Raw genomic sequence first — 12,591 nt, 5'->3', positions numbered from 1 at the left:
CGTTTGCTGCAGGCGTCAGTAATGCGGCGGGCGTTCGTCGGCGAAGACCACGCCGCCGCCGCCGTCCTGCTGGCGTTCGGCCTCGCGCTGCATCAGCATGGCGACGCGGCGGGTCAGCACCTCGATCTCCTGCTGCTGGCGGGCGATCACATCGCTCATCTCCTCCACGCTGCGGGTCAGGTGGGCGATTTGCTCTTCCAGATGCTGCATGAGGTGTCTCCTGGGTTCTGCAGCTGCTCTTAAAGGAGCGGAGTTGAAAAGCAAAGGACCGCCCCGCCGGGAGGCCGGGCTGCGTCATGCTGAAAGCATGCCTCCGGCATGACCCGCCCCCCCACGGGGTGGCGCAGCCCTTATGTCTCAATGATGAACTGCGGCGTTGCCTCCGCCGCCTTCGTCTTGCTGTTGCGGCCCGCTTCCGCTAGACCGCCGGGCGAGTGAAACCGCTACCCGTGAGGAGGCCTCAGATGGCCAAAGTGAAGAAACAGCCCCGCCCCAAGGCGCAGACGCCGAAGGGGTTCCGTGACTATTTCGGTGCGGAGGTGACCCAGCGCAGCGAGATGCTGCGGGCCATCGCGGGTGTGTATCATCATTACGGGTTCGAGGCGCTGGAGTCCTCGGCGGTGGAAACCGTTGAGGCGCTGGGCAAATTCCTGCCCGATGTGGACCGCCCGAATGAGGGTGTCTTTGCCTGGCAGGAGACCGAGGACGACGGCAACGGTGATTGGATGGCGCTGCGCTATGACCTGACGGCGCCCTTGGCGCGGGTTTACGCGCAGCACCGCAACGACCTGCCGACGCCCTACCGCCGCTATGCGATGGGGCCGGTCTGGCGCAACGAGAAGCCGGGGCCGGGCCGGTTCCGCCAGTTTTATCAGTGTGATGCGGATACTGTGGGCAGCGCCTCGATGGCTGCCGACGCGGAGATCTGCGCGATGCTGTCCGACACGCTGGAGACCGTCGGTATTCCGCGTGGCGATTACCTGGTGCGGGTCAACAACCGCAAGGTTCTGAACGGCGTGCTGGAGGCGATGGGCCTGGGCGACGGTGATGCCAAGCGCGACGACGTGCTGCGGACCATCGACAAGTTCGACAAGGTGGGCGAAGCGGGCGTGCGCGAACTGCTGACCAAGGGCCGCCTGGATGCCTCCGGTGCCTTCATCGACGGCGTTGGCCTATCGGACGATCAGGCGGCGCCGGTGCTGGCGTTCCTGACCTCCAAGGCGGCGGAGGCGGCGGGCACCATCGCCAACCTGCGCGCGGCGGTGGGCGACAGCAAGATCGGCCAGGAGGGCATTGCCGAGCTGGAGCAGATCGGCGAGCTGCTGGCCGCGGGCGGTTACGGCAAGGACCGGATCGAGATCGACCCCTCGGTGGTGCGCGGGCTGGGCTATTACACCGGCCCGGTGTTCGAGGCGGAGCTGACCTTCGAGATCCTCGACGAGAAGGGCCGCAAGCGGCAGTTCGGCTCAGTCTCGGGCGGCGGCCGTTATGACGGGCTGGTCAAGCGCTTCACCGGGCAGGAAGTGCCTGCGGTGGGGGTCTCGGTCGGCGTCGACCGGCTGCTGGCGGCGCTGCATGCCAAGGGGCGGCTGAGCGCCGAGGCCACCGGCCCGGTGGTTGTGACCGTGATGGACCGGGACCGGATGGCGGATTACCAGGCCATGGTAGCGGAGCTGCGCAACGCGGGCATCCGCGCCGAGGTCTATCTGGGCAACCCCAAGAACTTCGGCAACCAGTTGAAATATGCGGACAAGCGGAACTCGCCGGTCGCGGTGATCGAAGGCGGCGACGAGAAAGCCAATGGCGTGGTGCAGATCAAGGACCTGATCCTGGGGGCCAAGATCGCCGAAAGCGCCACCCTGGAAGAGTGGAAGGAACGCCCGAGCCAGTTTGAGGTGCCGCGCAGCGAACTGGTGGCAAAGGTGCGTGAAATCCTGGACGGGCAGGGCTGATCATGACGCTCCGCTCTGACATTCAGGCCCGCGCGGCCCAGCTGCGGGTCCGCTTCGAGGCTGCTGGCGCGCAGGTGGTGGACACGCCATTACTGCAGCCCGCCGGCACTTTGCTGGATCTTTATGGCGAGGACATCCGTGCCCGCGCCTATGTGACCACCGACGCGCTGCGCGGCGAGCAGATGCTGCGACCGGACTTCACCGTGCCGGTGGTGGAGGCGCATATGCGCCACGGCGCCGAGCCTGCGCGCTATACCTATTCGGGTGAGGTGTTCCGCCGTCAGGAGCATTTTCCGGACCGGCCCAACGAGTATCTGCAGGTCGGCTATGAGGTGTTCGAGCGCAATGATGCGGCGGCGGCGGATGCCGAGGTGTTTTCGCTGTTTGCGCTGCAGGTGCGCGGGCTGCCGCTGCGCGCGGCGACCGGCGACATCGGCATTCTGATGGCCGCCGTGCAGGGCCTCAACACCACGGAGAAGCGCAAGGCGGCGCTGATGCGGCACATCTGGCGGCCGCGCCGGTTCCGCTCCTTGCTGGACCGGTTTGCGGGCCGTGCCCCGGTGCCGGAAAGCCGCAGGAAACTGCTGTCGACCGAGGGCGATCTGACCGGCTCTGCGATGGAGCTGGGCAAGCGCCGCGCGGCGGAAGTGCAGGCGCGGGTCGAGGCGCTGCGCGAGGATGCCAAGGCGCCGCCGATTGCCGAGCATGAGCTGCTGGCGCTGGAGGCGCTGATGGCGGTGCGGGAAACGGTGCCTTATGCGCTGGAGCAGATGCACGACATTGCCGTGGACCTGCCGCAGATCAGCCAGGCGCTGGACCGGCTGGATGCGCGCACCGCAGCGATGAAGGCGCGCGGCGTGGATGTGGAGAACCTGGACTTCGAGGCCTCCTACGGGCGCACCTCGATGGAGTATTACGACGGGTTTGTCTTTGGCTTCTACGCCGAGGCGCGGCCGGATCTGCCGCCGGTGGCCAGCGGCGGGCGCTATGACGCGCTGACCCGGCAGCTGGGGGATGGCGCGGAAATCCCGGCAGTGGGCGGCGTTCTGCGCCCGGACCTGATGCTGCAGCTGGAGGAGTTCCGCGCATGACCTTGAAGCTGGGGGTGCCGTCCAAGGGGCGGCTGATGGAAAAGACGTTCGACTGGTTTGCCAAGCGCGGCGTGACGCTGTCGCGCACCGGCTCCGACCGGGAATATGCCGGCGCGGTCGAAGGCGTGTCGAACATGGAGCTGGTGCTGCTGTCGGCGGGGGAGATCCCGCGCGAGCTGGCGGCGGGGCGCATTCACCTGGGCGTTACCGGCACCGATCTGGTGCAGGAGAAGCTGCCGCGGTTCGAACAGCAGGTCGAGGAGCTGGCGGAGCTGGGGTTCGGCCATGCCGACCTGGTGCTGGCGGTGCCGCAGTTCTGGATCGACGTGGACACGCTGGATGATCTGGACGCGGTTGCCTCCGCGTTCCGGGCGCAGCATGGCCACCGGCTGCGGATCGCCACCAAGTACCACCGGCTGGTGCGGGAGTTCCTGACCGATGCCGGGGTGGCGGATTACCAGCTGGTCGACAGCCAGGGCGCAACCGAGGGCACGGTGAAGAACGAAACCGCCGAGATGGTGGCCGATATCACCTCCACCGGCGAGACGCTGAGGGCCAACCACCTGAAGCTGCTGAGCGACGGCTTGGTGCTGAAGTCGCAGGCGACCCTGTGGCGCAGCCGGGTGGCGAAATACACGGCAGCGGACAAGGCGGCTCTGAATACGCTGCTGGATTTCCTGGAAAAGCGCGTCTGAGCGCGGCGGCCTGACTTCACCGCCAGTGACGCACGCTCAAGAAACCGTGATCATCGCGTGATGCCTTTCTCCGGCGCCCGGGTTTAAATCCGCGGCGCCGGCCTTAGCTGGGGTGGGGTACACTCCAACTGAAAGGACAGGCTATGAAGATACTAATGGTTTTGACGTCGCACGATCAGCTGGGGGACACCGGGGAGAAAACCGGTTTCTGGCTGGAGGAATTCGCCGCGCCCTATTACGTGCTGCGCGATGCCGGCGCCGAGGTCACCCTGGCCTCGCCCGCAGGCGGCCAGCCGCCGCTGGACCCGAAATCGGACTCTGAGGACGCCCAGACCGATGCCACCCGGCGGTTCAAGCAGGATGATGCCGCCCAAGAGGCGCTTGCCAATACGGTGAAACTGTCCAGCGTCGATGCGGGTCAGTTTGATGCGGTCTTTTATCCCGGCGGCCACGGCCCGCTGTGGGATTTGGCTGAGAGTGCGGACAGCCGCAAGCTGCTGGAAAGCTTTGCCGCCGCGGACCGGCCTATCGGGGCCGTCTGCCACGCGCCGGGTGTTTTCCGCCACGTCAAAGGCGCCGATGGCGAACCGCTGGTCAAGGGCCGCCGCGTGACCGGCTTCACCAATGGCGAGGAAGAGGGTGTGGGCCTGACGGATGTGGTGCCCTTCCTGGTCGAAGACATGCTGAAGGACAAAGGCGCCGATTACCGCAAGGGCGATGACTGGGCCTCTTACGTCGAAGTCGACGGCAAGCTGGTCACCGGCCAGAATCCGGCCTCCTCGGAAGCGGCCGCCAAGGAACTGCTGGCCTTGCTGAAATAGTCCCGGCCGGCGCTGCGGGGCAGGCGGGGCGCCACCTGCCCCGGCGGCTGCCGCCGGGACCGGGGCAGGGGGCTCAGATCACGCCGATTTCGGCCAGCGCCTGCGACAGCTCCGGCGGCAGCGGCTCTTCCTGGCTTTTGCCTGCAGGCAGGTCAGCCGGCGATTCTTCGGGCTTCAGGTAGCGCCAGCCCTGGAACGGGCGTTTTTGCGCCGTATGGGTGCGGTGGATCTCCGGATCCAGCACGATGGCGCAGCGGCGGATGCCGTCCTCGCCCGTCACCTCATCCAGCCGCAGGATGCGCTGGCGGCATTGGATCAGCCCCTTGATCACCCAGTAGATCGAGCCGCCGTTCAGGATTTCGGCCTCGCGCTTGGGCCACATGCGGGTGACATGGCGGGGCAGGCCGCCGGGCAGGTCTTTGCGGCGCATCGCTTGCCAGGCCATCAGGCTTTCGACGCTTTCGGTGCCCACCGAAAGCTTCACAAGATTCACGCGTTTATCCACAGGTTCCCCACAGAGTCGTCCAGAGTTCTGACAGTATATAGTAGTTTACTGATCGCTGGCTTCAAGGTATTGTGTTCCTCCACGCTTTTGCTGCAAGAAAGCATTAACAATTTGCGGATTCGCTGCCGGGGGAAATCCCCGGTGCCGGAGCCGCTTTTCCGGCGCTTGGACGCCAACACGACACAAGTACGACTCAAAGGACCGACACATGAGCCGCTTTGCCGCCCCCATCGCCGAGCAGATCTGGGATATGAAGTACCGTTTCAAGCAGGCCGATGGCGCGCCGATCGACGTGACCGTCGAAGACACCTGGCGGCGGATCGCGCGGGATCTGGCGCGGGCGGAGAAAAAGCCGGACGCGTGGGAAGAGAAATTCTATGCCGCGCTGGAGGATTTCAAATACCTGCCCGCGGGCCGGATCACCGCGGGGGCAGGCACCGCGCGTCAGGTGACCCTGTTCAACTGCTTTGTGATGGGCACCATCCCGGACAGCATGTCGGGCATCTTCGACATGCTGAAAGAGGCGGCGCTGACGATGCAGCAGGGCGGCGGCATCGGCTATGACTTCTCGACCATCCGGCCGCGCGGCGCCGATGTGAAGGGCGTGGCGGCGGATGCCTCCGGCCCGCTCAGCTTCATGGATGTGTGGGACGCGATGTGCCGCACCATCATGTCCGCCGGCTCGCGCCGCGGTGCGATGATGGCGACCATGCGCTGCGACCACCCGGATATCGAGCAGTTCATCACCGCCAAATCCGACGCCGCGCGCCTGCGCATGTTCAACATGTCGGTGCTGGTCACCGATGCCTTCATGGAAGCGGTGAAGGCCGACGGCTCGTGGGAGCTGCAGTTCGACGGCAAGGTCTATCACACCGTCGAGGCGCGCGACCTGTGGAACAAGATCATGCAGGCGACCTATGATTATGCCGAACCGGGTGTGATCTTCATCGACCGCATCAACAAGGCCAACAACCTCAACTATATTGAGACCATCTGCGCCACCAACCCCTGCGGCGAGCAGCCGCTGCCGCCCTATGGCGCCTGCCTGCTCGGCTCGATCAACATGGCGCGGCTGGTGGCCAGCCCGTTTGAAAAAGACGCGCATCTGGACCAGGACGCGATGCAGGAGTTGGTCGCCACCGCGGTACGCATGATGGACAATGTGGTCGACGTGTCCAAGTTCCCGCTGGACGCACAGGCGGAGGAGGCCCGGAACAAGCGCCGGATCGGCCTGGGTGTCACCGGCCTCGCCGATGCGCTCTTGATGCTGGGGCTGGAATACGGCTCCGACGAGGCGGCGCGTCAGACCGACGAATGGCTGCACGCGATCGCCCGCGCCGCCTATCTGGCGTCGGTGGAATTGGCCAAGGAAAAAGGCGCCTTCCCGCTGTTTGATGCCGAGAAGTACCTGAACTCCGGCAACATGCTGAACATGGACGAGGACGTGCGCGACGCCATCCGCGAGCACGGTATCCGCAACGCGCTGCTGACCTCGATCGCGCCGACCGGCACCATTTCGCTTTATGCAGGCAACGTGTCCTCAGGTATCGAGCCGGTGTTTGCCTATGCCTATACCCGCAAGGTTCTGCAGAAGGACGGCAGCCGCACCGAGGAGGAAGTGGTCGACTACGCGGTTCAGATGTTCCGCGAGAAGTTCGGCGCGGACGCCAAGCTGCCCGAATACTTCGTCAACGCCCAGACGCTTTCGCCCGCGGCCCACGTCAAGATGCAGGCGGCGGCACAGAAATGGATCGACAGCTCGATCTCCAAGACCATCAACTGCCCGGAAGACATCTCTTTCGACGACTTCAAGGACGTCTACATGCAGGCCTGGGACCAGGGCTGCAAGGGCTGCACCACCTACCGCCCGAATGACGTGACCGGATCGGTCCTGACGGTGAGCGAGAGCGCAGATACCGCGCCGGGCGAGACCGCCAAGGCGCCGCATGAGAGCGATTTCGACGAGAACGGGGCCGAGGTCGTCTACATGTCCGAGCCTCTGGACCGCCCGCAGTCGCTGGAGGGCCATACCTACAAGCTGAAGTGGCCGGATTCTGAGCACGCGATCTACCTGACCATCAACGACATCATCATCAACGGCCACCGCCGCCCGTTCGAGGTCTTCATCAATTCCAAGAACATGGAGCATTACGCCTGGACCCTGGCGCTGACCCGGATGATCTCGGCGGTGTTCCGCCGCGGCGGCGACGTGTCTTTTGTGGTCGAGGAGCTGAAAGCGGTGTTCGACCCGCGCGGCGGCGCCTGGGTGCAGGGCAAGTACATCCCCTCGATCCTGGCCGCGATCGGCGGCGTGATCGAGACGCATCTGGTCAAGACCGGTTTCCTGGAGGGCGAGGGCATGGGCCTGAAGTCCGACCCGCAGGCGCAAGTGGTGAACCTTAACCAGCCCCGCGGCAAGGCGTGCCCAAGCTGCGGCCAGTACGACATGCAGATGGTCGAAGGCTGCATGACCTGCCGCAGTTGCGGCCACTCGAAGTGCGGGTGAGGGGAAGCGGTGTAAGAGTCAGTGTATGACGTCCGACAGCGGAACTGCGTCTTTGCGACAAAAAACGGGTTTTTGATCTAGGCTTCTACGGCGCTGTAGAACTGTCCGTTTGGGCGGCAAAGTACCTCACCAATCAAAGAAGGCGGAGCTAGTGCTCCGCCTTCCTCGCTTTCTGGGTGGGTACATGCGAAACTGGATTGCTTTCAGCGGTCATTTGCAATTCCTTGAGCCCAATATTGTTTGCCGCTCAACCCAGTATGACCTCCTGTTGTCAACGCGACCTAGCCTGAAGTTCAATGCTCAAGAAGGGCCGACAGCGTCCTTTCAGTGAGGTCTTCCGCAAAGTGCAGGTCCAGTTTGACCCGGGCGTTTGAAGCGGTGTCTTCCGCGAACCTGCGGACCATTGCGCGCTCCCCGCAAGACAGCTTGCCCAGGATCATTAGGTCAATGTCCGAGTGCTCTCGGAAATCCCCCTTAGCGAGGGATCCGAAAAGCTCATGTGCGATCCCTTTGCGTGCCAATTCCGAATGAATCGTCTGCCAGGCGGCTTTTGCCGCCTTCAGATGCAGTTGCCTGCGCTACTCCTGCAAAACTTCGAAACGTGTCATCCGGGTCTCCCTGCGCCCAAAATAGAGGCTGCTCCGGTAACTGTCACGGGAAAGGTTGATTTGGGGCAGCTGCATGGCCACAAGCGAAAGCTTGATTTGGGAAATGGCAAAGGGCCGTTCGCGGAACTCGTGTAAACAGGGCGGGAAGCAGCCGTTCGCTGCGCCAAACATGAATGTCCAGATTGCGGAAAATGTGCGCAACGCCCGTTTGTGAATGTCCCGCACCTTGGTATTGGCGGCGTTCGTCGACAACTGGGTGATCCAAGGGGTCATTCACGCAGACAGTTTCCGGATCAGAGCAATTGTTGACGGGTCCTTGCCCTCAGATGAGGCGCCCTTGATCATTGGCACCAGGGCGCTGGCCAGTTCCTTGCCCAATTCCACTCCCCATTGATCAAAGGAATTGATCCCCCAAATGGCGCCTTCAACGAACACCCGGTGTTCGTACAGCGCGATGATCTGGCCGAGGGAGTACGGCGTCAGCAGCGGATAGGCCAGCGTCATCGAAGGGCGGTTGCCTGGAAAGGTCCGGTATGCCGCTTGGACGCGCTGCTCGTCACCGGTATACCCAAGCGCTGCAGCAATCTCCAAGGCCTGCTCCAAGGAGCGGCCAAGCATCAGGGCTTCGGATTGGGCCAGGCAATTCGCCTTCAGCAAATCATGATGTTCCCGCAGACTGGGTTCATGACTGCGCGAAGCCACCAGAAACTCAGCGGGGATGATTTCGGTTCCCTGGTGCAAAAGCTGATAAAACGCATGCTGTCCGTTGGTTCCGGCTTCGCCCCAAACAACGGGTCCAGAGCCGCGTACCAACTGGTCCCCGCCGTTTGAAACACGCTTGCCGTTGCTCTCCATGTCAAGCTGCTGAAGGTAGGCGGGCAATTTGGCCAGACGCTGGTCGTAAGGCAGGATTGCACGTGTCGGATAGCGGCAGATGTTGCGGTGCCAAATCCCTACGAGCCCCATAAGCAAGGGCATGTTTTCCCGCGCGGGAGCGGTCACGAAATGTGTATCCATCGCCCGGGCACCCGCCAGAAAGTTGCGAAACTCCGCTGGCCCGATGGCCAGCATGATCGGAACTCCCACTGGCCCCCAAAGCGAGTAGCGGCCGCCAACCCAATCGGAAAAGCCAAAAACACGCTCTGGGCTGACACCCATGCCGGCGGTCTTGTCCAGCGCAGTGGATACGGCGGCCAGATGAGAAACGGCTGCGTCCCCCAGCGCATTCTTCAGCCAGCTGATCGCCGTTTCGGCATTGGTCATCGTCTCAATCGTGGTGAAGGTCTTTGACGCGATGATGACCAGCGTCGAGCGGGGATCGAGCTTGCGCAGCGTGTCCGAGATCTGGGCGCCGTCGACGTTCGAAACGAAGTGGCAGCGCGGTCCGCTGTGATAGGGGCTCAGCGCCCGGACGGCCATGACTGGCCCGAGGTCGGAGCCGCCGATGCCGATATTCACGACATCGGTGAATGCCCCGCCCCCTTCGGTTGCGATGCGGCCCGAGCGGATGCCGTCGGCAAAATCCTCCATCGCTTGCAGGGTTTTCCTTATCCCCGGACGCACGTCCTCGCCATCAACCACCAGCGGCTCACCATCTCCGGCGCGCAGGGCAGTATGAAGCACCGCCCGGTCTTCGGACCGGTTGATCCGCTCGCCGCGGAACATGGCATCGCGCTGGCCGGCAACGTCCCGCATCTCGGCCAGTTCCAGCAGCAGATCAAGTGCCGCACCGTCGATGCTGGTCTTTGAGAAGTCCAGCAGCAGCCCGTCTGCTTCAACCGAAAACCTGTCAAAGCGCTGCGGGTCGTCGAACAAGGAAATGATCGTCCGCCCTTCTGCCGCGCTGTGGTTCTCCTGCAGCTTGGTCCAGATATCCATCATGTGCTTCCCCCCAGTTGCGCGGCCTGTCTGGCAAGCAATTCAATTCCGTCCCAGTTCCCGGCCGCAATCAGATCCTTTGGCGCAACCCAGCTGCCCCCCGCACACAGCACGTTGCTGAGGGACAGATAATTTTCAGCGTTTGCGGGACTGATGCCGCCGGTGGGGCAAAAGGTGATTTGCGGCAGCGGTGCGCCGATGGCCTTCAAAGCCGGGGCGCCGCCTGACGCCTCCGCAGGAAAAAACTTGAGCATTCCGTAGCCCCGCGCCAGCAACCGCATGGCCTCGGTCGCGGTTGCAGCGCCCGGCAGCAGCGGCAGCTGTTCCGCGTCGCAGGCAGCCAGAAGCTCATCGGTCGCACCGGGTGAAACCCCGAAAGCTGCTCCGGCGGCCTTGGCGGCGCGGACATCCTCCGGCGTGATCAGCGTGCCGGCGCCGACATGGCCGCCCGGAACCCCGGACATGGCGCGGATCGCCTCCAGCGCGTCCGGGGTGCGCAGGGTGACTTCCAGGGCGGGGAGCCCTCCCGCGACCAGCACTTCGGCCAGCGGGCGGGCTGTGGAGACATCTTCAATAACCAGCACCGGAACAATCGGGGCAAGGCCGCAGATTTCGCGGGTCAGCCGGCTGGCTTCTTTGGGGGACAGAGTCATGGATCAGGCTCCGAAAATGGAGGCGCCGTCCGTTGCGGCGCTGACAGAGTTTCTGAAGGCTGCGAACAGATCGCGGCCGGTCCCGGACTGATTGGCGGTCAGGTCCGCAACCGCCGCCGGGCGCTCGCAGACACCTTCGGTCAGGATATCGAGTGTTCCGGCTGTGGCATCCACACGCAGGAGGTCGCCGTCCTGCAGGCGGGCAATTGCGCCGCCGTCGACGGCTTCAGGGCTGACATGGATCGCGGCGGGCACCTTTCCTGAGGCGCCGGACATGCGGCCATCGGTGACCAGTGCAACCTTCTGGCCGCGGCCCTGCAGGATCGCCAGCAGCGGCGTCAGGCTGTGCAGCTCAGGCATGCCGTTGGCCTTTGGCCCCTGGAAGCGCACGACCACTATCACATCCCCGGTGAATTCACCGGCTTTGAAAGCGGCTTTGACTTCGTTCTGATCGGCGAAGACGCGCACCGGCGCCTCGACTACCTGATGTTCAGGCGCCACGGCAGAAACCTTCATGACCGCGGTGCCAAGATTGCCGGCCAAACGCTTCAGGCCGCCGGTCGGCTGGAACGGATCGTGTGGCGGGCGCAGGATGGCCTCGTTCAGACTGCGGCCCGCACCCTTGCGCCAGGCCAGAACGCTATCGTCCAGCACAGGCTCCTGAGTGTAATTCTCCAGCCCCTCGCCTGCCACGGTCATGGTGTCCGGATGCAGCTGCCCGGCTTCCAGCAAGCGGCCGATCATGTAACCAAGGCCGCCTGCGGCATGGAAATGGTTCACATCCGCAAGCCCGTTGGGATAGACTCGCGCCATTAGCGGGGTGACTTCGGAGAGATCCGAGAAATCTTGCCAGTCGAGCACGATCCCGCCCGCACGTGCCATGGCAACCAGGTGGATTAGCAGGTTGGTCGAACCGCCAGTGGCATTCAGCCCGACGATGCCGTTCACAAAGGCCCTTTCATCAAGAATGCTGCAGACTGGCGTGTAGTGATTGCCAAGCGCACTGAGCGACAAGGCGCGTTTGGCGCCTTCCTGGGTCAGGGCATCGCGCAGCGCGGTGTCTGGCGGCACGAAGCTGGCGCCTGGCAGGTGCAGCCCCATGAATTCCATCAGCATTTGGTTGGTGTTGGCTGTGCCGTAAAAGGTGCAGGTGCCCGGCCCGTGATAGGCGGCCATCTCAGCAGCCAGCAGCGTATCCCGGTCAATTTCACCCGCTGCAAACTGCTGGCGGACTTTGGCCTTTTCGTCATTGGCCAATCCGCTGGCCATGGGGCCTGCAGGCAGGAAGACAGTGGGAAGATGGCCGAAGGCCTGGGCGGCAATGACCAGCCCGGGCACGATCTTGTCGCAAACCCCCAGATAGACCGCAGCGTCGAATGTCGCGTGGCTGAGCGCAACTGAGGCGGCCAGCGCAATCACATCGCGGGAAAACAGGCTCAGCTCCATGCCCGCCTCACCCTGGGTGACGCCATCGCACATGGCTGGCACCCCGCCGGCCACCTGCGCGGTGCCGCCAGCCTCGCGGGCTGCCTGCCTGATCAGGGCCGGATAATGCTCAAAGGGCTGATGGGCGGACAGCATGTCGTTATAGGCGGTGACGATGCCGAGGTCGCCTGCTTTGCGCTCGACCAGTTGCGCCTTGTCGCCACCGGAGGCGGCATAGGCATGAGCCTGGCCGCTGCAGGACAGATGGGCGCGGGCCGGGCCCTTTTCCGCGGCCCGGTGCATTCGGTCCAGATAGGCGGCCCGGGTGGTTTCGCTACGGGCAATGATCCGATCGGTCACGCGCAGAAGAGTGTCATTGAGCTGGCTCATTGGTGCGCTCCCTTGGGAAAATGGATTGGCGGGACATTACAGAAGAGGTGAGGTTTGGCCGGGGCGG

12 protein-coding genes are annotated in these 12,591 nt (G+C 64.0%); 5 read left to right on the top strand and 7 right to left on the bottom strand.

Annotated elements, in window-relative coordinates; all coding sequences use genetic code 11:
• Positions 1-15: 15 nt before the first annotated feature.
• Positions 16-210 (bottom strand): SlyX family protein, encoded by a 195-nt coding sequence (locus tag PHA8399_RS10635; RefSeq protein ID WP_058286114.1) that lies wholly within the window; start codon positions 208-210, stop codon positions 16-18.
• Positions 211-464: 254 nt separating this feature from the next.
• On the opposite strand from PHA8399_RS10635, the gene hisS reads away from it, so the two are divergent.
• The 4 genes from hisS to PHA8399_RS10615 all read left to right on the top strand — a co-directional run bounded on the left by hisS (position 465) and on the right by PHA8399_RS10615 (position 4,559).
• Entirely contained in the window at positions 465-1,952 is a 1,488-nt protein-coding gene (gene hisS / locus PHA8399_RS10630) for a histidine--tRNA ligase (RefSeq protein WP_058286113.1), read from the top strand.
• Between the two features lie 2 nt (positions 1,953-1,954).
• Positions 1,955-3,043 (top strand): ATP phosphoribosyltransferase regulatory subunit, encoded by a 1,089-nt coding sequence (locus tag PHA8399_RS10625; protein WP_058286112.1) that lies wholly within the window; start codon positions 1,955-1,957, stop codon positions 3,041-3,043.
• Entirely contained in the window at positions 3,040-3,738 is a 699-nt protein-coding gene (hisG, locus tag PHA8399_RS10620) for an ATP phosphoribosyltransferase (RefSeq protein ID WP_058286111.1), read from the top strand. The genes PHA8399_RS10625 and hisG overlap by 4 nt, the downstream gene beginning before the upstream one ends.
• A 143-nt stretch (positions 3,739-3,881) precedes the next feature.
• Complete coding sequence (locus PHA8399_RS10615) at positions 3,882-4,559, top strand: type 1 glutamine amidotransferase domain-containing protein (RefSeq protein ID WP_058286110.1); 678 nt, start codon at positions 3,882-3,884, stop codon at positions 4,557-4,559.
• A 73-nt stretch (positions 4,560-4,632) separates the two neighbouring features.
• On the opposite strand, the gene PHA8399_RS10610 is transcribed toward PHA8399_RS10615, so the two are convergent.
• Positions 4,633-5,064: a DUF1489 family protein gene (locus tag PHA8399_RS10610; RefSeq protein WP_058286109.1), complete on the bottom strand. Its 432-nt coding sequence runs from the start codon at positions 5,062-5,064 to the stop codon at positions 4,633-4,635.
• Between the two features lie 208 nt (positions 5,065-5,272).
• On the opposite strand from PHA8399_RS10610, the gene PHA8399_RS10605 reads away from it, so the two are divergent.
• Positions 5,273-7,570, top strand: a complete 2,298-nt coding sequence (locus PHA8399_RS10605; protein WP_058286108.1) for an adenosylcobalamin-dependent ribonucleoside-diphosphate reductase — start codon at positions 5,273-5,275, stop codon at positions 7,568-7,570.
• Between the two features lie 293 nt (positions 7,571-7,863).
• On the opposite strand, the gene PHA8399_RS10600 is transcribed toward PHA8399_RS10605, so the two are convergent.
• The 5 genes from PHA8399_RS10600 to edd are packed head-to-tail and all read right to left on the bottom strand — an operon-like array spanning position 7,864 to position 12,524.
• Positions 7,864-8,091 carry a nucleotidyltransferase domain-containing protein gene (locus tag PHA8399_RS10600; protein ID WP_058286107.1) on the bottom strand — a complete coding sequence of 76 codons (228 nt, stop codon included), beginning with the start codon at positions 8,089-8,091 and terminating at the stop codon, positions 7,864-7,866.
• A 57-nt stretch (positions 8,092-8,148) separates the two neighbouring features.
• Complete coding sequence (locus tag PHA8399_RS10595) at positions 8,149-8,451, bottom strand: hypothetical protein (protein WP_058286106.1); 303 nt, start codon at positions 8,449-8,451, stop codon at positions 8,149-8,151.
• Positions 8,452-10,059: a glucose-6-phosphate isomerase gene (gene pgi / locus PHA8399_RS10590; RefSeq protein WP_058286105.1), complete on the bottom strand. Its 1,608-nt coding sequence runs from the start codon at positions 10,057-10,059 to the stop codon at positions 8,452-8,454.
• A complete protein-coding gene (gene eda, locus PHA8399_RS10585) occupies positions 10,056-10,709 on the bottom strand; it encodes a bifunctional 4-hydroxy-2-oxoglutarate aldolase/2-dehydro-3-deoxy-phosphogluconate aldolase (RefSeq protein WP_058286104.1) in 654 nt (217 codons plus the stop codon). Before eda ends, pgi begins: the two co-directional genes overlap by 4 nt.
• 3 nt (positions 10,710-10,712) lie before the next feature.
• Positions 10,713-12,524, bottom strand: coding sequence for a phosphogluconate dehydratase (gene edd, locus PHA8399_RS10580; RefSeq protein ID WP_058286103.1), 1,812 nt, complete (start codon positions 12,522-12,524; stop codon positions 10,713-10,715).
• Positions 12,525-12,591 lie beyond the last annotated feature (67 nt).

This window comes from Leisingera aquaemixtae (genome assembly GCF_001458395.1).
GTDB lineage: Bacteria > Pseudomonadota > Alphaproteobacteria > Rhodobacterales > Rhodobacteraceae > Leisingera > Leisingera aquaemixtae.
This window is presented reverse-complemented; position numbering and strand designations above follow the sequence as displayed.